Origin of the sequence: Streptomyces sp. NBC_00988, from assembly GCF_045162645.1 — a bacterium.
Lineage (GTDB): Bacteria > Actinomycetota > Actinomycetes > Streptomycetales > Streptomycetaceae > Streptomyces.
This window is the reverse complement of record NZ_CP108730.1, coordinates 6,890,995-6,909,134: the sequence shown is the minus strand read 5'-3', so window position 1 is coordinate 6,909,134 and position 18,140 is coordinate 6,890,995. Positions and strand designations below refer to the sequence as shown.

Sequence of the window (18,140 nt, the reverse complement as noted above, 5' to 3'; positions counted from 1 at the left end):
AGATGGACGACATCGTGTTCTTCGTCCTCATCCCCGCGGCCTACCTGGCGCTGCTCCTGCTCTACCTGTTCGTCGCCCCGGTGATCGCGGCCCTGCGCGGGGTCGCCCTGGTCAGTCAACTACTCGGGCGCTACTGCCAGTTGCTCAACGGCGTGCTGCGCCTGCGAACCGACGAGTTCGTGACCGTCCCGCCGTACCGGCCCGCCGACGAACTGGCCCACCGCAACTACTTCTTCGGCCCCGCCACCCGCGACCTGCGGCAACTCCTCACCCAGGGACGGCGGTTGTGCGTCCGCACGGTCACCGACGCCTACCGCCGGGTGACCACCGACCAGTTCACCGCGCCCTCCATGAACCGGGCCTTCTCGATCCCCTACGGCCTGACCCTCTACCTGGGCCTCGGCGTCGGCGCGGGCGCCGCGGCACTCGTGCTGGGCACGCTCCTCGCCGTGCAGGCGCTCGGCGTGGCCCTGCTGGCGGGCGGCGCCCGGCTGACCGCGCTCACCCTGCGGGCCGTCGACCGCACGGTGATGATCCTGCGCGGGCTGCCCCGGGGCATGCTCTGCCCGAGTTGCTTCGAACGCGTCCCCTACCCCGCGTACGACTGCCCCAGCGCGATCTGCCGACGCCGGCACGCCGACATCCGCCCGGGCACCTTCGGCCTCTTCAGGCGCCGGTGCGCCTGCGACGAGCGGGTTCCGACCCTGCTGATGCTGATGAGCAGGAACGCCCGGCTGAGCGGCTACTGCGTGTACGAACACTGCGGCGAGCCGATGAACCCGGACGCCGGGCACATGCCCGAGGTGATCCTGCCGCTGATCGGCGGCCGGGCCGCGGGCAAGACACAGCTGATGGCGGCGATGGTGAAGTCACTGGAGAACTCGGCGGAGAACGGTGGGCCGGCGATCCGGCTCGCGGACCCCGAGTCGACCACCAACCAGCGGGTGCTGAACGAGGTTCTGGAGCTCCAGGGCCACACCCGCCCCACCCAGAAGACGTTGCCGCGAGCCCACTCGTTCGTGCTGGGCAGCGGCCGCGCCGAACGGCTGGTGCACGTCTTCGACACGGCCGGCGAGCGGTTCGTCAGCCGCGAGGAGACCGACGCGCTGCGCTACGCCCGGGAGGCCCGCACCTTCGTCTTCGTCCTCGACCCGATGGCCGTCGACGCGTTCTGGACCCGCCTGGACCCTCAGGGCCCGAAGGTGGACCGCACGCTGGCCTCGACGGTCGACCCGGAGGACGTGTTCTCGCGCTCGGTGCAGACCATCCACACGATGGACACCCGCCTAGACAAGGCCCGGCTCGCCGTAGCGGTCAGCAAGAGAGACCTCCTGACCGGACAGCCCACCCTGCTGGCCCCCCAGCCGGACGACAGCGACGCCCTGCGGACCTGGCTGAGCGAACAACTGGGCCTGCGGAACCTGGTGAAGACGATGGACCTGCAGTTCGGAGAGGTCCGGTTCTTCTGCACGGGCGCGGTGGCGAACGAGACGGGGCAGGTGGACCCCAGCATCGGGGTCTTCGTCGAGTGGTGCCTGCGCGAGTGAGGGAGCCGCGACACATGGTGGGGGCAGGCTGCCGGCCGCCGCATCCGCCAAAAGCAAAAGCCCCAGGTCACGGCGAGTGAGTCCTGAGGCTTCCACAGAGCCGCCTTCGGGATTCGAACCCGAGACCTACGCATTACGAGTTGTTCGATCTTGGTCCGGGGGTGTCCACCAGCATCCGCGTCCCAGGCTTTCCCTTGGTCGGGAAGGTTCGCGAACTTCGTCGGACGCTCAGGGACAGTGCCGGACCGAGCGCCAAATGAGACTGCAACTGAGACCGGTCTGTGAGCGCTCGCGTGCACGGCCGCTCGCGCATCGAGTCGGGAATATGGGCGCCCAACACACCATGCGGAGCCGTCCCGCCCGCCTCGCAGGGGCGGGCGGGACGGTCACAATGCGCTTCCCCTTCCACTACTCACTTGGAGGCTTGAGAAGTAGGGGAACTGGCCTGCTGAGGCTCCGGGAGCGGTGCCGTCACCTCACTACTGCGTGAAGCCACGACGGCAAGGGCAACGACGACTACGCAAACGAGCATGAACCCCATGAACACGAGCCGTTGTTTCTGTACGGCGGCGACCCGACCCTTCGTGTCGCGGGCGATGATCTCGTTGACCTTGGTGCGGTGGTCGAAGAAGTTCTTCATCGCGTCCTTAGGGAGGTTCTTGACGACACGCGCCACGGCGAGGACGAAACCGACGGCAACCACGGGGATGATCACCCACATGGGTGTGCCGTCAGGAAGCTGGAACAACACGGTTTTGCTGACCTTTCGCTGCGGTCGGCAAGACGAGAGCACGTCGAAAGCGCGCCTACCGCGGTGCAGGGCCGCCCGCCTTGAAGACTCGGTGAGACAAGGCAGGGACAGCCTCTAGATCCGTGACAGTACGAGCGCACCACCGTAAGCGAGGCCGCACAGCGCTATAGCAGGGGAACCCGCGCACGCCGAGCCCAATATGGGCAGGCAGCAGGGCTAGCCGAATCGCCACGCAGACGGCAGAAATGCCACCTCGCAGTATCTGGACCAGTTGTTTCCCATACCGCTAGCTCGCTACAAGAGCGCGCCTGCTCCGCCAAGCCGTAAAAACTCCTGCCGCTCCGTGGTCCGGCGCGGCACCGGCTGACTTCTGCGAGCTACTCCGTGATCTGGTTCGCCGCCCGGCGACCCTTGTTCCATGCCGCCATGACGAGCCGATAAGCCGTCGTCACACGCGACCCGGTTCCGCTGTTGTTGAAGCCGCCGCGCGATGACTGGCTGAGGATCTCGGCACGCCACTTGATCGGCGTGCCCATAGCCAGCATCTTTCGGGCGAGCTCCTTGTCGTCGACGATGTCGCCCCATCGGCCGAGGAACTGACCGATGCCGCCGAGGATCATGCCATCCCAAGTCTCCGGGGTACGGTCGAAAGCTGCCTCGGCAACCCAGAGGGTGCGGTCGAGGACCGACGCGCCGAATCGTTCCGTAATTCGCAGGACCCCGGACACGGCCCCCACACCGTTGGTAGACGTGGAGCCGAGGGTGAGCCCGTGCTTCTTCAGGACGCGGTCAGTGTCGACGAAGAGGGGAACCCCACCGGTGAGACCCACGTGGTACTCGTCAAGGGGCCTCGGCTTGTGGGACTCACGGTTCTTGATCAGGAAGAGGATGGCTTCCTGATCAAGCGTGAGCCCATGGTGGATCTCGGCTTTCACCGTGCGAATACCGGCCAGCTGGCAGGCACGGTGACGGTGCTGCCCATCCACGATGTACATGTCATCGTCGTCCCGCTGAGACACCATGATGAGACCGATGGCCTCAGGCACGATGTTCTCGGCGATGCGCTGAGCCCGCCCCTCGTTGAGGGTTCGCTGGGCTTGGGGGTCGATCTTGAGGTCGCCGACCGCGACCTCTTTCCCGTAGTCCACTTTGTGGGCCGGGAGCTCGTACGCGTACTGAGCCTTAGGCATGGAGGTGCCCTTCCGCGCTGCGTTCAGGGGATTGTCGGCATAGCCGTGGATTTGGGGATACAGCGCGCCGAAAACTAAACCACAGGCACCTCGACCCCGTCCACCCCCGATCCCGATCTCAACCGCCAACGCGAGAATGTCCATGACAAGCGAGGATCGCCGTGGACTCGCCTAGGGCCGCAAGCCACTAATTCAAGATCCAATATTTCTGGATCATTCGGCCCGGGCAAGGGACCGATCAGATTTCAGCGAGATCGGGGGATCTTGTGCTGGAACTTGCAGCGACAGGCAAATCGAATGAGCTCTTGGCCAAATATCAGAGGAACTTGAAAGAGCATCGTGATCCCCATCCTCGGTAACGCGCTTCCGGTATCTACCGGACTCCGACAGAAGGGCTAATCGCTCAAATTCCGGTGGCACACTCTCAAGCTGCCTGGCTTTTCATTCAGGCCCTACGATAAAGTCGCGAAGTCTGGGGACCTCATCAATTATTGACATGGATCACCACCAGAGATTCTTTATCGGAGTCTGAACTATCTGATCCGAGCGCTTCCCGGAGAAGAAGACCTTCCACGGCCCACTTTTAGACTCTTCGATGTTCCCAACTGCCCACCCCACATGCTTATTCAGCTTGTCAAAACACTTCCAGTAAATGGGCTTTCCGTCCACAAATTCTATGGTCCCACCCGCTACAGATGAACATCGCACCGTTTCATAGCGGTCATTGGGGTTCTGAATTTCTAGCCCCCACGGCACCTCATTGCGCGGCATCTCCTCATATTCTCCCGTCCCGGATGGGAGGTTGAGTATCGTGACCTTCCGGCTCCAGGGATTCAGCAGGCAGCCAACGTGACCTGAGTCCCAACTCCCCTTCTGCCAGCACGGGTCGAACAGGTAGTCATTCGCCGCACATCGGAGAGCCCCGGGTGACTCGCTCACCAGGCTCTCCTCCCAGCAATTTGCAGGTCCAATATGCTCAGTGACGGTATATTCGGAGCCGAGGCTACCTTCGGGATCAAAAAGGATCACGTGATGCTCGGAGGTTTGTTCGATCGTCGGGGGTGGGTTGTCGCGGAAGATCCTCGCGGCACTGGACATTACTCCATCGGCCAAGCTAGCCGCGATGACAGTGATGATCGCGACTACCGCAGCCGAAATCAGCTGAAACCAATTTACGCGCCGCCGCGGCCCCGCCCCCTGAGTGCTCATAACGGTAGGGTGAGCGCCTGGCCGGCGAATCACTGTCACGGAATCTCAACAACTCTGCAACAGCTCGCACCATAAGACTCTTGGATTCCAGGTACCCCAGAGAGCGCAATAATCCCGGCGCCTTAGCTGAGGACTAGCGAGGAGCTACGACGTCCACATAGGCACGCTAGGTAATCAAACAAATCTTCGATCAGGTACCGCGAGAGACTTGTTCGCCGAGCCCGCCATCCTCGTCGCAGTTTGATGAAAGTAGCCCACCTCGGCGCCTATTCTGCGATCATGGAGGTATGCAACCTGAAGTTCTAGCGACCCTGATTAGCACTCCTATCGCTTCTTGGGCCTCCTACACGGCTGGTAGAGCGCAGGCCCGTGGCGCTTTGGCGACAATGCGGCTACAAGCCCAACGGGAAGCCTGCATGAATGTAATACAAGCCGCGCACTCCCTTTCTGAGCGCGTCTATCCAGCCTTGCTAGAAATAGTCCAGCATGAGGGACCAGTTGAAACTCCACCCGATTTTCTCAAGGCCGAACAGGCGGCCATTCGGGCCGCAGTCGATCGACTAGAACTTGAGGGACCAAACCAAGTCGTCCCCCTAGCGCATGAGATAATCGAAGCAGCAAGAGATATCGACGAAGACTGCATGATGGAGATTTCCGCACTAAAGTCAATTCATCTAGTGGCTGGAGGATTTATCAGGATCTCCAGACTATTTACCCTATCGAGGCACTTGACAGATTCATTTGGCGAGGAAGTCACGGAAAAAATCCGCGAGGCAATCATCGACGAGACACCTCACCGAATTCGAGAATCATTGCAACCACTGGTCGACCAGCAAATTATATCAAGGTTCACTGCTCATGAAATCTCGACTTGCAGTTGGGACTACCTTGTCGGCGTGAACGGTGGGCTCCATTCACATCTAGACAACGCCCGTATTGATTTCGCCAAGTCTGCACATGCCTACATAGCGGAGCAGCTGAGCCCCCGACACCGCTGGTCACTCAGACGACGACGCAACCAGCGGACAGTGGGGCGTCGATAGATACTTACGCAGCCGTCCCCCTACGAACGTCGCCCCCGCTCAAGGTCGCCGCAACTGAGGCTGAGGCTACGAACGGGCGCGGTGCTCACTGCCTTTGGCGGGCCCAGCGCAGGCTCATTGTCAGTACCCTCATCTACGGTGTCGCCCATGGCGCCTTCCGAGATCACGCGCGCAGGAGTCCTACGCGCGATTGCAGAGCACGACCGGCTCGGCCAGGAGTCGTTCCGTGACGCCTACGGCTACCGCGCGGCTGTTACCTACCTGCTCGTTCACGAGGGGCGGCAGTACGACTCCAAGGCCATAGCCGGCGTTGCTCACCTCTACGACTTTGGAACGGCGCTCAAGCCCTCACAGTTCAGTGGCGGCCTTAAGCATGCGGTGGCTTGGCTACGACGAGAGGGCTTCACGGTCGTGGAGCCGCCGAAGGCCTTCCAGCGGCGCGTGGGGGACGTGCGCCCGGCACGTCGCGCGGCCGGCACTGCGCTGCACCGCCCCGTACTTCTCCTCTGGGCTGTCGGACAGGCGGTAGCTGGGGCGCCCCGCATGCGGCCCTGGTCGGATATACGCGATGCGGTGGCACCACTGATGGAGAAGTACGCCCACCTAGAGGACGGTGTGGACGGCACGCTGTACCCGTTTTGGGCACTTGTGCGCGATGACTTGTGGACCGTGGACCCCACACAGGAACTCACCCTCACCAGCCAGGGGCGACGCCCCACTCTGGGGTCCTTGAACCAGGTCAACCCATCGGGTGGTCTCCGCGAAGACGACTATGCGCTACTGCGGTCGCACCCTGACGTCGCGGCCGGCGCCGCGGCCGGACTCCTTCTGCGCTACTTCTACCCTCTCCCTGTCGGCCTGTTGCGGCACTTCGGCCTTCACGACTTGCTCGATGGAAGGTGGGCGGACGCTCTACGTCCACAACTCGGCGAGACCTTTAAAGATCGAGACGCCATCTGGCTCGCCTACGGCGGCCAGAAGATGGGCGGAATCGGCTGTCTCGCCGACGGCATCCTGAGTGCTTTCTCGGACGATAAGGGACCGTATGCCGACGGTCGCATCCCGGATACGGACTGGATCGCCTACGTCGGCGACGGACTCTCGGGCGACCAGACAATCACCGCGGGCAACGAGCTCATGGCCGAGTATCAGTCTGCTAGCCGTCCTCTGCGCTACTGGCACAAGCCGTTCCAGAAACAGTTCAGCTTCGAGACATGGGCCGTCATCGTGCAACGCCGGCTGCGATGGGGCGTCGGAGAGGACGGTCAGTGGCGCCGTGAGTTCCTCTGGGTACTGGCCCCCGTACCTTCGCCCGAGCGCGAGACGTGGAGCCCGGAAGTTCTGGAAGCACTAGACGCTGAGTCGGACGACCTGCACGACGACACAGGCTCCTACCGCCCAAGCGACCTAGACCCAGAAGTACGCGATCCCTCCGAGAGCGACAAGGACGCGTACGGGCGTCTGGCACAGAACGCGGAAGCCAAAGCCGCACAGCGGGGGCAGCTGAAGAAGCCGACACTCGCTGACCGATACGTCCGCGACCCCAGCGCCAGAGCCGCAGTCATCCGACGCAGCAAGGACAGCTGCGAGAGCCCCGAATGCGCCGGCCACCCCAAGGAGCTCACTACAGCGGGCAAGCCAATCTTGCAGGTCGACCACGTACGAGACCTGGCCAAGGACGGACCTGACGTCCCGTGGAACATGATCGCCCTGTGCCCCAACTGCCACGCCCTCAAGACCTACGGCATCAACAGGGAGAAGCTTCGCCGCCTCTTGGCCGCCACCGCCCGGCGTCTACACACCGAGGCGCTTCGTTAGCTCGATGCATTCCCCTTCCCTGGGTATCCAGGGAAGGGAAACGGCTTTCAAGACCGGCTGGATTCGTGTGCCAAGTTGCGCATGTATTGATCGCACTCGTCGGTGGGGTGCAGGGTCGTCCTCTACCCCGCCGACGAACTGCACGATTGCGGCCATCATTGGTCGTTGCTGGTCGTCGTTGGCCACCCTCGGACGGCCCACAGGTGGCCCAGCAAGGCCGCCGCGGAAATCCCCTGTTCGTCTCCGGGCGTCAGTCTTGGAAGCTGCGAGCTTCTGAAGCGATTTTGGTTCTTGACCTGGGCAGACGGCCGAACTGTGTCGTCCTCGGCCCTGCCCGCTGTTCTCTCGCTCGATCTGGTGCGCTCGTGGTGCAGCTGCCTCGTGTGTGCCAGAGCCAGTGGGACATGACAGCCCGCCGCCTCCCGGCAGCTACGAACGGGTATGAAGCTTGTGGAGTGAGTTAACCTGCTCAATCCAGAACTCAAGCCTTGCCGCTGAGGAGGAGCCCTTGCGCAGCAGGCCGAGTTGCTGCGCAAGCCTGTAGAAACCGGGCCCGGCGTCGTTCGCGTCGAGGTAGTGGACCAAGGCGGAGATCATGAGCCGACTCTCGGGATGGTCCTGCTCCACTATCAGTCCGAGCAAATGGCCCATAGCGGCTCGCTCGCTTGCCTGCTCGAAGTCGAAGCGAGGAAGTCCGGTCCGCTGGGCCAGTACAGAATTCATCTCTGTATAGGTCGTAACCTTGTGGAGCCGTGCTCGCTCAATCAGGAACTTCAAGCCAGCATCGGCCAACTGATCCCACGCCTCATCGCTCCGACCGTACATTGCCCACCTTCTACGCTCGGGGTGATAGCACCTATCTGCGCCCTAATTTTTCTGTGTGCAATCAGCCGCGGAAACTATTTTGGTTACAGTTTTGATTGGTACACGAGCGACGATGCCCTTCTCGCCCACAATGACCAGTGTGCCGTTCACCTCTTTGGCTGATAGGCCGCAATAGCTTCCCCCCACACTGTCAGTCACATTAATCATGGGAGGCTCGTCGCTTTTCTGAGGGGCGTAAGCCATAACGCCTAGAGTGGCCAAGTAGAAGGGGACGATCCAAAGCGCAAAGTGGCGGCTCGTTTTAAGGCGACTGTTAGCTACTTTCGTCGCCTTGGTGGTTTCCTCGGCATACCGTGGCCCGCTCACAATGATGTTGACGGGCTGCCCTTGGGCCGCCATCGCTGCCCAGACGACGCTAGCGACTGCCAGGAGTAGAGAAGTTCCAGCCAACAAGCCGACCAAGACCTTGTAGGGCCACAAGTCTTGGAGCGCGGCCAAGTCCGACGCGCCACGCACGGCAGTGAGAGTCGTCAGCAATCCTGTAATCACAAGGATTGTTGCACCCCACCGTTCAGCCGATCGCTGAATATCCGGCAGTCCATTGAAGCGAGCTTCATCGGCCATCCTGGCCCAACGAACATCTTCGGGTGTTGCCGGGTTAGGAGAAGGGAGGAATTCCAGTTGGTCAACAGGGACATTACTGAGATCGAGGTCCGGACCGTTATTCCCTGTTGCACTCACGCCTGAGCCTTCCGGAGTAGGAGTCTCGTCATGGCGCCGCATCCAACCTCGCCAACTGGCCGGCCATCATGCTCGTGGGTGCATGAGCAAAAGATGGTGTGCTCTTGCGGAGTTGCGGTCAAAGATCCGGCTGCGGACTGCCCAGTAACGTAAGAGCCAGGCGTGACGTACATAGGCCTCACGGGGAGACTAAAAGAAAACTCATGACTACATCGAGGGCAGGGACCACTCAGGGTGAGGACCCCGTTGGATGAAGCCTTCTTAAACAGCCCGTTCCTGATGGCGCTAGACAATTCGGAATAGTCTACCTGCGAGTAGCCAACGGTCCCGCCCGTCATTCTGTCAGCCCCCAACTTGAGCCCATAAGTCGGCATCTCTATCGGCGTAATCGTGTAGAACCGACCGAGTGTTGGGTATGGTAGCGCCGGGAAGGTGTCTCCAGGGACACATTGTGAGGCCCTGGGAGGATCGAAGTGGCTGCCAGTGAGCAGGCTGAGGCTCTGTGGATGGATGAAGACAAGTCGCTGACCGACGTCGTTCGGTCAGCCCTCCAGGACAACCGTCGTCAGGCTCCCAACCTTGCAGGCCGCCTTGAGCGCGCTGCCGCCAGTCGAAGCCAGCGCAGGCCGATGACTGTCAACAACATGACACCTGTCCCTCTGAGTGACGAGGAGGTGCCCCTCGTCACTTTGAGTGAACCACTGATCTCGCTAGATGACCTGGTACTCACAGCGCAGACGGTCGCCGCTCTTACTGAAGTCCTCAATGAGCAGCGCCATGTGAGCAGGCTGGCAGCCCATGGGTTGAGGCCCAGAAGCAAGCTCCTTCTGGCTGGTCCAAGTGGAACGGGAAAGACTCGCACAGCTGAAGCGCTCGCTTATGTGCTGGGAATTCCGTTGGTCAAGGTACGCCTGTCTGCAGTTGTCTCCTCTTATCTCGGCCAGACCGCTCGCCACTTGGAAAGAATCCTCGCGTACGCTGAAAGTGGCCGATGGGTTGTTAGCTTCGACGAAATCGATATGTTCGCTGGGGAACGTGAAGACTCTGACCATGGTGAGATGCGGCGTGTCTCCACGGTTCTTCTTCAGCAACTAGAAGACTACAGGTCCGATAATCTGGTGATCGCGACTACAAACCATGGGACGGCGCTTGATGCAGCAATGTGGCGCCGCTTCGATGAGGTGCTCACTTATAAGCATCCGACGCAGGCTCAAATTCCTCAGCTTATTGATATCAAGCTACGTAAGTTCGCCTACAAGATAAACAAGGAACAAACGTCCCGTTCTCTGTCTGGCATGAGTCACGCGGAAATCGAGGCCGTATGCCTGGATGTTATGAGAAAGTCGGTTCTCTCGGGCGTTAAGGTTATCTCTACGGAAGATATAGTCGAAAGTGCTATTTCACGGAAGAAGAGATACAAGGAGGCAGGGAAATCTCAGGGCTGATTCCGCTCCCGATCTTTGAGTCTGCCGCGCTTCCACATATAGAGATCGACCGAACAGCAGTCGAGGGAGCCAGGCGTAAGGTACCGGGGCGTGGTTCGGGGCGTCGATTTGGCGACCGAAAGAAGCATGGTGACGATATCCATGACAACCTTGACTTCGTCTTTCATGAGTTGCAGCAGCGTGGGCCTGCCTTGGGTATTGATCCTCGACTCATCCTGGTTGTTGAGATCGACACTGAAACGGTGGGGCCATCTGACGAAGCCGACTGGAGCCGATCGGGCCTCCGTGTGGTGGAGGCAAGAGAAGCCAGTCGGGTGATTGCTTTTAGCGATGATCCTCAGATGACGGAGTTTCTGCGGCGGCTTGATGCCTACTCGCAGGGACCTCAAGATGGCAATAAAACCGCGAGCTACGAAACTTTCTTCGACAATATTTCGAGTGTACGGCCCTATGGGCGGAACGACAGATTGAGTGCAGGGTTATCTGGCTGGCTCGCACAGGTGGAAAGTAATAGTGATCCAGAACTGACGGTTGATATTGAGGTCTGGCACCCAGGGGATCAAGAAAAAGCGGACAGTTGGCTTGAAGCGATCGACACCGCCCTGGAGAGTGTCAGTGCCACGGTGCATGATTCATTCTCAAGTCCGGCCGCCGGCGTTTCTCTTATGCGAGTTACGACTTCCGTGCGAATTGTCCAGAGCTTGCTGGAGGTCGATCTAATTGCCAAAATCGGCACGTTGGCCGCCGGAACCACTGATCACCTGAGCCCGAGTGAGGTCAGTTTAGAGCAAGTGGCAGATCTGCCTGTCCCGGCACCTGATGCCCCCGTTGTAGGTCTTATTGATAGCGGAGTACAGGCCGAACACCCGCTCTTGCGTGGGTGCATTGTGGACGCCACTGCAGTTAGCGATGCATTCAGCGACGGAGTCGACAGGCATGGCCACGGCACCAATATTGCTAGTATCCTGCTTCGCGGTTCCATCGAGGAGCAGCTAGCTTCCGGCGAGTGGGAGTCTCCACCTTGTCGAATCATCTCAGTCCGCGTACTGGATTCGGAGAATCGAATCCCGTACACGAGATTGCCCCAGTCGGAGATTTCGGAAGCAGTCGCCTACCTTGCGTCTCAGGGCGTCAAAGTTATCAATATAAGCCTTGGTGATGAAAGCGGCGTTTTGGTAGGCAGCGACCGGGCCCCCATTCTCGCCGCGGTGCTCGATAGTTTGGCTCGGAAGTTTGGTGTCGTTTTCATCGTTCCGACCGGGAATGTGATTCCAGCAGAGTATTCTGGGCCGTTTGATGTGGCTTTTCGCAGCGACTATCCGAACCGCATGCTTGAGAGTGTTGATACTGCCCTCATTGATCCCGCTCCATCGGCACTCTCCATTACTGTCGGAGGTGCGGTTCCGTCACTTAGATCCGCAGCGCTAGGGCGAGTAGCCATCGGCGAGCCGGGGTGGCCGTCTCCGTTCTCTCGTATTGGGCTAGGAATCAATGGCGCGATTAAGCCGGAAGTCAGTGCGCCGGCCGGGACGCTAGGGCAACCGCTAGACGGCGGTAATCCACAGCGTGAGGAAGCTTTCATGGTGGCAGTGGCGGATGGACGCCTCGATGGACAGGCGGTGGTGTCTTACGACGTTGGCACCAGTTTGGCTGCACCACACGTCACCCGTGCATGTGCTGTTGTTCAGGATGCGTACCCTGATGCCTCGGCCAATCTCATCAAAGCTTTGGTCCTGCAGTCAGCTACGAGTGCGGCCTCACCGTTGCAATCGATCAATGGTATGACCGATGGAGTTCGGGAAAGTCAGACACTTCGACTGTCCGGCTATGGTCAGGTGTCAGAGAGCCGCAGCGTTCTCAGTGGGGACCGAGATACGGTACTCTTCGCGGAAGAGCAAATCCCTCTGGATTCGGTCCATCTTTACACCATCCCCATCCCGGATTCATTTTTTTCTGGAGGGTTGGAAGACCGAGGTATTACGGTCTCACTCTCCTATGACCCGCCCGTCCGGGCTCGCCGCATGGATTATTTGGGATCTCGCATGCAGTTCGAGTTGCTGCGTGGAATCAGTCCGAATGCAACCATTGACTTGCTTCTGGCAGAGGAAAAACAGGCGAGGAATGCGAGAAAGCAGCTCGGGCGAACCTTGCCAACCATTTCGAGCCTTCCTGATAGGCAAAGAATTCCATTGAGGCCGAGTCGAACGGCAAGGTCGGCCGGAGCGAATCAGGTCGGAAAATTCATATGGCGATCCGCTCTGAAGAAGTTCAATGAAAATTCCTCGGAATTTGTTCTTGCCGTGCAGAATGTCAATCGGTGGGATTCGCCTACAAGGAAGCAACCGTATGCAATTGCGGTGCGTTTGTGGGTCGGCGACCGCTTGCCGCCTGTCTATGCGGATCTCCGTACGAAGATCCGCACTATGAGAGCGCAGGCTGCGGCGCGTGCCCAAGTGCGCGGCTAGCGGCGGCTTTGGGCTGGAGCTGCTTTGATGCGAGTGATCATGGCCCCGTATGTTCCGGCGCGTCGGGCAGTCTGTGGACCTGCCCGTTAGGCACGACGTGGGGGCCGTAATCTTCGAAGCTCGCACCGAAGTGGCTGGGGAGTCGACCGTCCAAGCCACGACGTACCCCCGCTCTGGCTCCCGGCCAGGGCTCGCGCCGGGCGGGGAGCGGAGCGAGCAGCCTTGATGGAGTGGGAAAGTTCTAGCGGACTCGCGCAGCGACGGCATTCAAGACCGTCCGCATTTCAGTGAGCTTCTTCGAGTTGGCCACCGATCAGGTGATGGTCCATGGAGCGCAACGAGCGAGGCCCCCGGGCTGTTGATCGAGATGTCTGACGTCTCAACCACGCTGCTCGGGGGCCTCGTTGGTCATCTATCCTGCCGCACTCGACCTGCCCCATGCGCTCGTGGAGTGGCTCACCATGCTCATCGTCACCCGTGAGGGGGACCGGCGCTGCAAGCTCCGCCCGTCCCAGCGCGCGATAGTGGCACTGGTGTACCTGCGCGAACACACCACCCTGGCGAAGATCGCCGCCGGGTTCGGGATCAGCGAGTCCACCGCCCACGCCTACACCAGCGCGGTCATCCACCTGCTCGCCGAACGTGCGCCAGGACTGCTGAAGGTCCTGCGCGAGACCGATGCGGACTTCGTCCTGCTGGACGGCACCCTTGCGGAGTGCGACCGGGTCGGCGACGGCCGGGCCGACTACTCCCACAAACACCGCCGGCACGGCGTGAACGTGCAGGTGGTCACCGACCCAGGCGGCCGGCTGCTGTGGCTCTCACCCGCACTGCCCGGCCGATCCCACGACCTGACCGCTGCCCGCACCCACCGGATCATCCGCATCTGCGAGCGCCAGGGCGTCCCCATCCTGGCCGACCTCGCCTACCAGGGCGGCGGCCCCTGGCTGACCACAGGCATCAAACGAAGGCCCCTGCAGGAACTCACCCCCACCGAGAAGACCCTCAACCGGGCCCTGGCCGCAGCACGGGCACCGGTCGAACGCGGCGTCGCACGCCTGAAGTCCTGGCAGATCTTCCGCAGATCCCGATGCAGCCCAAACCGCATGACGTCAATCGCCAAAGCCATCCTCACCCTGGAGCGGCAACGCTGAAGAAACTCAGTGAGGAAGCGGCCCGCAAGGTGCCGGGTGCACAGGTCGCCCTGGTCGAACAGACCGCCGTCGGTGAGCGACTGCTGGAGAGCTGGTCCGACGGCTGGTAGGTCAAGCATCAGCGGGCTCGGCGTGTCGTACAGCACGCTTCGCCGCCTGCTCCACCTCGTGCCGTGACATGGTCACGTCTTCGCGCGTCGCGTATGCGGTCACTGCGGCCTGGAAGTCCTCGGCCGCCGTACGCCACGCCTTCCACTGCGCCTCGTACTCCTCACCATCAAGACCGGTGAGCTGTCGACGGGCGTCTTCGGAGGAACGTTCCAGCTTGATCAATTCGTCGGGAATGTCTGTCATGACCTGGATCTTAGGTCGCCTCCGGGACAGACCCGGGGATGCGGCTCAGGGAACGGGAAGGTCTACAGGTGCGGTGACGACGGCGAGTGGCGATCGAAGGGTGGATGTAGATCGACCACCGATTTGGTCGACGTCTGGGCTCAGTGCAGGGCTTCGATGGCCTTCACGATCAGAGTGCGAGCGTCCGCGCCGTACAAGGCCATGCTGCGCAACTGCTCGAACGCCTTCACATACAGGGCGATCTCGGATGGCTGGGTGACGTTCACTTCGGCAGAGAGCAGCTCAACGGACACGAGCGTGTCGTCGTGCACGTCGAACGTTTCTTGCGGCCACAGAGCGCGCTCGCGCGTTGACGTCGGGATGATGCCGAACGACACCGGCGGGAGTGCGCCGGCGGTGAGTAGGTAGCCCAGTTGGGCAGCCATCGCGTCCGCGTCACCGAGCTGGTAGTAGAGCACTGCTTCCTCGATGACGAACACGAACCGGTGCCCCGGCTCGTGGATGACCTGGGAGCGCTGTACGCGTGCAGCGGCGGCTTCCGCTCCGTCGTCGGGGACGTCGAGGAAGCGGGCGTTGAGGCTCAGTAGGGCCTTCGCGTATCCCTCGGTCTGGAGCAGCCCGGGGATGAGCACCGGGGAGTAGACACGCAGCAGTTCGGTAGACCGGTACAGCTCGACGTAGCTGTCTTGCAGCTTCTTGAGACCGGAGCGGACCCGCTGGCGCCACTCGCGGTACAGGGATTCCGCGTGTTGGGAGGCGGCGATCAGGTCCGGTGCCTGGTCGGTGGCGTTGCTGGCGCGGCACCAAAGGCGGATGTCCGTGGGCGAGGGCGGCGTGCGGGCGTTCTCGATTCGGGATGTCTTGGCGTGGTGCCACTTGCACCGCAAGGCCAGCTCAGTGACCGTCAGGCCGGCGTTTCTCCTCAGGTCGCGGAGCTGGCGCGCTACGTTCTCGCGCGCGGCCTGGGCTGAGGATGACGGGGAGATGGGCATGAGCTGGTGGTGGTGCCTTCTGTCAGTGGATCTCGTACTGGTCGTGTGGGATGGCGCGTTCCCAAACGGCCTCGAACGCGTCGGCGCACTGCTTGACGATGCCCGGCTCGGTCTGCAGCTCCATGTCCGGGTCCGCCCATTCGCCGTTGCCGGTGAAGTGGTTGAACAGGACTTGCGCCCCGTCGAAGATCCACAGGTCTGCACCCGGCAGCATCAGATCGACAGCCCGCGGGCGAGGCAGCCACCGCACTTGCTCACCCGCCGCTACGTTGACGACGGTTGCGGCGTGCTCGTACCGGATGTAGTCGGTGACTGGCTCGGACACGATGCGAGCACGGCGCACGACGACGCCTCGGGTAACCGCTCGGGAGATCATATCGACCCAGGGCGCCCAGTACTCCGAGTCGGGATCTGCGTCCCGTTGGCCGGTGCGCAGCCAGGTGTTGTAGTCGTCGACCTCGTCGCCGACGGCGTACTGATCGCGCATTTCGAGGTGCACGGCTGAGCGCTGGGCAGCTTCGAACAGTTCGTCAAAACTGGGTACGTTCTGCGGCAGTCGGGTAGCCGGAGCGTGTTGCCACGCTCCGGCCCCCTCAGAACCGGACGTGCGGCTGTTCACCGCATCCGGCTCAAGCGAGCCCCCAGAGCTGTTGCGCGCGTTCATGCCTGCCCGGCCCTCCTGTTGTCGCCAGAGTGATGCTGGCGATGACATTCAGCGTGTACGAGGCGGAGGTTTGTCTTCTCGTCCGAGCCGCCGTGCCGCCTATACACGAAGTGATGCTTGTGGAGCATCTTCATGGATGCCGAGAACCAGGCCGCCCACTCCCGTGGGCTGTCAGGCTCGTATTCGGCACCGGAGATCAGCGCCTGTTTGCACAGGGGGCAGATCCCCTTTTGGCGAGCTGCCAGCGTGACAGACGTCCTGTCCGCGGTTACTGGCATCCTTTTGCGCGTGCGATTCGCCCAGTACTCGGCGAGCGTCGGATCATCAGGCGAGTACCCCGCCTTGAGGCCGACGTGCCGTTCAATCTTGGTCCACCTGAGCTTGTAGAGGTACATGCCGGTTTCCCGGTCACCAAATACCCATTTGCTCTGGCGATACGAGTTGAACTGCCCGTAGTACCTTTCGGTACACCAGGTCTTCGACTTCCTCGGGTGCGTGTGTCTGGCCCATTTGAAGGTCAGCTTCCACAAGTAGTCGTCCAGATCGCGGAACGTCTTCTTGGACACACCCGACCGGTAGTAGGTGGCCCATCCCCGAAGAATCGGGTTGAGCCACTTCACCACGGCCATCACGTTAGACCCTCGGTGGGCCAACATCTCGTCGCGGAGCCTTTTCCGGAACCTCTTGACAGCGGACTTGCTCGGCTTCGTGAGCAGTTTCCCGTTGTAGCGGCGAACGTTGAACCCGAGAAAGTCAAATCCCTCTTCGAGGTGGACAACGCGCGTCTTTTCCTCGTTGAAGGACAGCCCTCTCGGCTCCAGCCACCCGGCCAAGTCATCCTTGACCCGATACGCCTGACTCTCGCTGTGACAGAACACGGCGAAGTCGTCGGCGTACCGCACAAGCACCGGCGCGTCCCTCCGCTGCCACAACGTGGCACCTTCGAGGCAACCGGCGGCTGCACTCATCCCGTGAAGAGCGATGTTCAACAACAACGGGCTCACCACGCCACCCTGCGGAGTTCCCTCCTCAGTAGGCGCGAACCGCATGTTCTCCATGATCCCTGACTTGAGCCATCCACGGATCATTCCCCTACCAGGGAAGTGGCCAAGGTTCGTCATCAGGTGCTCATGGTCGATCCGGTCAAATGCCGATGCCAGGTCAGCGTCGAGAACCCACAGCCGCCGTGCCCGTCTCTGGGCCACCGTGCTGAAGATGTTCGTGATCGCGTCGTGGCACCCTCGTCCGGGGCGGAAGCCGAAACTCCGAGCCTCGAAACGAGCTTCCCACTCGGGTTCCAGCGCATTCTTGACCATGGCCTGGCGGGCACGGTCGCACATGACTGGGATTCCCAGCGGGCGTCGCTTTCCGTTCGCTTTGGGAATGTACACGCGCCGTACGGGGCGAGCATGGTCGATGGCGGGTTTGGCTGCCAGCTCGGCCACCATCCGTCCTCGCTCCTTCGGAGTCAGGGCGGTTTCACCATCGATGCCGGCCGTCCGGCGTCCGGAACTCAACTGGGCCACCCTCTTCACGCTTACCTGCACGTTGGAGTGGGATCGCAGCATGAGTTTCTGCAAGTTTCGGACTCTCTTCAAGTCCCCTTCGCGCGTAGCTGTGAAGATGCGCTGCCGCAGTCGCCGTACCGACGCTTCGGCCTTGGCCCAGTCGATGCTGTTCCATGCCTGCGTGTGGTCTTCGGGTCCGTTCGCCAGAGCAGGCCGGACAGTTGCTCCTGTCCTCGTTCCTGAACTCGGCATCTAACTTGCCCCTCAGTTCTGGTTTCCAGATAGCTGATCTTCACAGGCTCACCTGATCCGCGTGGGCTCCCTTTCGGGCCGGGCACAGGCCCGTATCCGACGGGTTATGCGGGGAGGATTGTCCGCCCCGGTTTCCCCTGGGCTTTCGCCCTGTCGGCATTCGCTTCTCGGATCATCCTGTC

At 61.4% G+C, this 18,140-nt stretch carries 14 protein-coding genes; 5 read left to right on the top strand and 9 right to left on the bottom strand.

The window, feature by feature from the left end; translation table 11 throughout:
• The first annotated feature begins 2 nt into the window (after positions 1-2).
• Positions 3-1,547 (top strand): hypothetical protein, encoded by a 1,545-nt coding sequence (locus OG496_RS31765; protein WP_405973372.1) that lies wholly within the window; start codon positions 3-5, stop codon positions 1,545-1,547.
• A gap of 412 nt (positions 1,548-1,959) precedes the next feature.
• On the opposite strand, the gene OG496_RS31760 is transcribed toward OG496_RS31765, so the two are convergent.
• The 3 genes from OG496_RS31760 to OG496_RS31750 all read right to left on the bottom strand — a co-directional run bounded on the left by OG496_RS31760 (position 1,960) and on the right by OG496_RS31750 (position 4,697).
• Complete coding sequence (locus OG496_RS31760) at positions 1,960-2,262, bottom strand: hypothetical protein (RefSeq protein WP_405973371.1); 303 nt, start codon at positions 2,260-2,262, stop codon at positions 1,960-1,962.
• A 413-nt stretch (positions 2,263-2,675) separates the two neighbouring features.
• Entirely contained in the window at positions 2,676-3,632 is a 957-nt protein-coding gene (locus OG496_RS31755; protein WP_405973370.1) for a DUF6551 family protein, read from the bottom strand.
• 357 nt (positions 3,633-3,989) lie between these two features.
• A complete protein-coding gene (locus OG496_RS31750) occupies positions 3,990-4,697 on the bottom strand; it encodes a hypothetical protein (RefSeq protein ID WP_405973369.1) in 708 nt (235 codons plus the stop codon).
• A gap of 1,190 nt (positions 4,698-5,887) precedes the next feature.
• Between OG496_RS31750 and OG496_RS31745 the strand changes: the two genes are divergently transcribed.
• Complete coding sequence (locus tag OG496_RS31745) at positions 5,888-7,558, top strand: HNH endonuclease (RefSeq protein ID WP_405973368.1); 1,671 nt, start codon at positions 5,888-5,890, stop codon at positions 7,556-7,558.
• A gap of 429 nt (positions 7,559-7,987) precedes the next feature.
• On the opposite strand, the gene OG496_RS31740 is transcribed toward OG496_RS31745, so the two are convergent.
• Together OG496_RS31740 and OG496_RS31735 are read right to left on the bottom strand one after the other, a co-directional pair.
• Positions 7,988-8,383 carry a hypothetical protein gene (locus tag OG496_RS31740; protein WP_405973367.1) on the bottom strand — a complete coding sequence of 132 codons (396 nt, stop codon included), beginning with the start codon at positions 8,381-8,383 and terminating at the stop codon, positions 7,988-7,990.
• 42 nt (positions 8,384-8,425) lie between these two features.
• Positions 8,426-9,124: a hypothetical protein gene (locus OG496_RS31735; protein WP_405973366.1), complete on the bottom strand. Its 699-nt coding sequence runs from the start codon at positions 9,122-9,124 to the stop codon at positions 8,426-8,428.
• A gap of 506 nt (positions 9,125-9,630) precedes the next feature.
• Between OG496_RS31735 and OG496_RS31730 the strand changes: the two genes are divergently transcribed.
• The 3 genes from OG496_RS31730 (at position 9,631) to OG496_RS31720 (ending at position 14,188) form a co-directional block, all read left to right on the top strand.
• On the top strand, positions 9,631-10,569 hold the full coding sequence (locus tag OG496_RS31730; protein WP_405973365.1) for an AAA family ATPase: 939 nt from the start codon (positions 9,631-9,633) through the stop codon (positions 10,567-10,569).
• Between the two features lie 191 nt (positions 10,570-10,760).
• Positions 10,761-13,034, top strand: a complete 2,274-nt coding sequence (locus tag OG496_RS31725) for a S8 family peptidase (protein ID WP_405973364.1) — start codon at positions 10,761-10,763, stop codon at positions 13,032-13,034.
• A gap of 404 nt (positions 13,035-13,438) precedes the next feature.
• Positions 13,439-14,188 (top strand): transposase family protein, encoded by a 750-nt coding sequence (locus OG496_RS31720; RefSeq protein WP_405973363.1) that lies wholly within the window; start codon positions 13,439-13,441, stop codon positions 14,186-14,188.
• A gap of 111 nt (positions 14,189-14,299) precedes the next feature.
• Here OG496_RS31720 and OG496_RS31715 read toward each other — a convergent pair whose 3' ends face one another.
• The 4 genes from OG496_RS31715 to ltrA form a co-directional block, all read right to left on the bottom strand.
• Complete coding sequence (locus tag OG496_RS31715; RefSeq protein ID WP_405973362.1) at positions 14,300-14,542, bottom strand: hypothetical protein; 243 nt, start codon at positions 14,540-14,542, stop codon at positions 14,300-14,302.
• Between the two features lie 140 nt (positions 14,543-14,682).
• Positions 14,683-15,534, bottom strand: coding sequence for a helix-turn-helix domain-containing protein (locus OG496_RS31710; RefSeq protein ID WP_405973361.1), 852 nt, complete (start codon positions 15,532-15,534; stop codon positions 14,683-14,685).
• A gap of 22 nt (positions 15,535-15,556) precedes the next feature.
• Complete coding sequence (locus OG496_RS31705; RefSeq protein ID WP_405976749.1) at positions 15,557-16,090, bottom strand: DUF6879 family protein; 534 nt, start codon at positions 16,088-16,090, stop codon at positions 15,557-15,559.
• A gap of 104 nt (positions 16,091-16,194) precedes the next feature.
• On the bottom strand, positions 16,195-17,958 hold the full coding sequence (gene ltrA, locus OG496_RS31700; protein WP_405973360.1) for a group II intron reverse transcriptase/maturase: 1,764 nt from the start codon (positions 17,956-17,958) through the stop codon (positions 16,195-16,197).
• Positions 17,959-18,140: the final 182 nt, after the last annotated feature.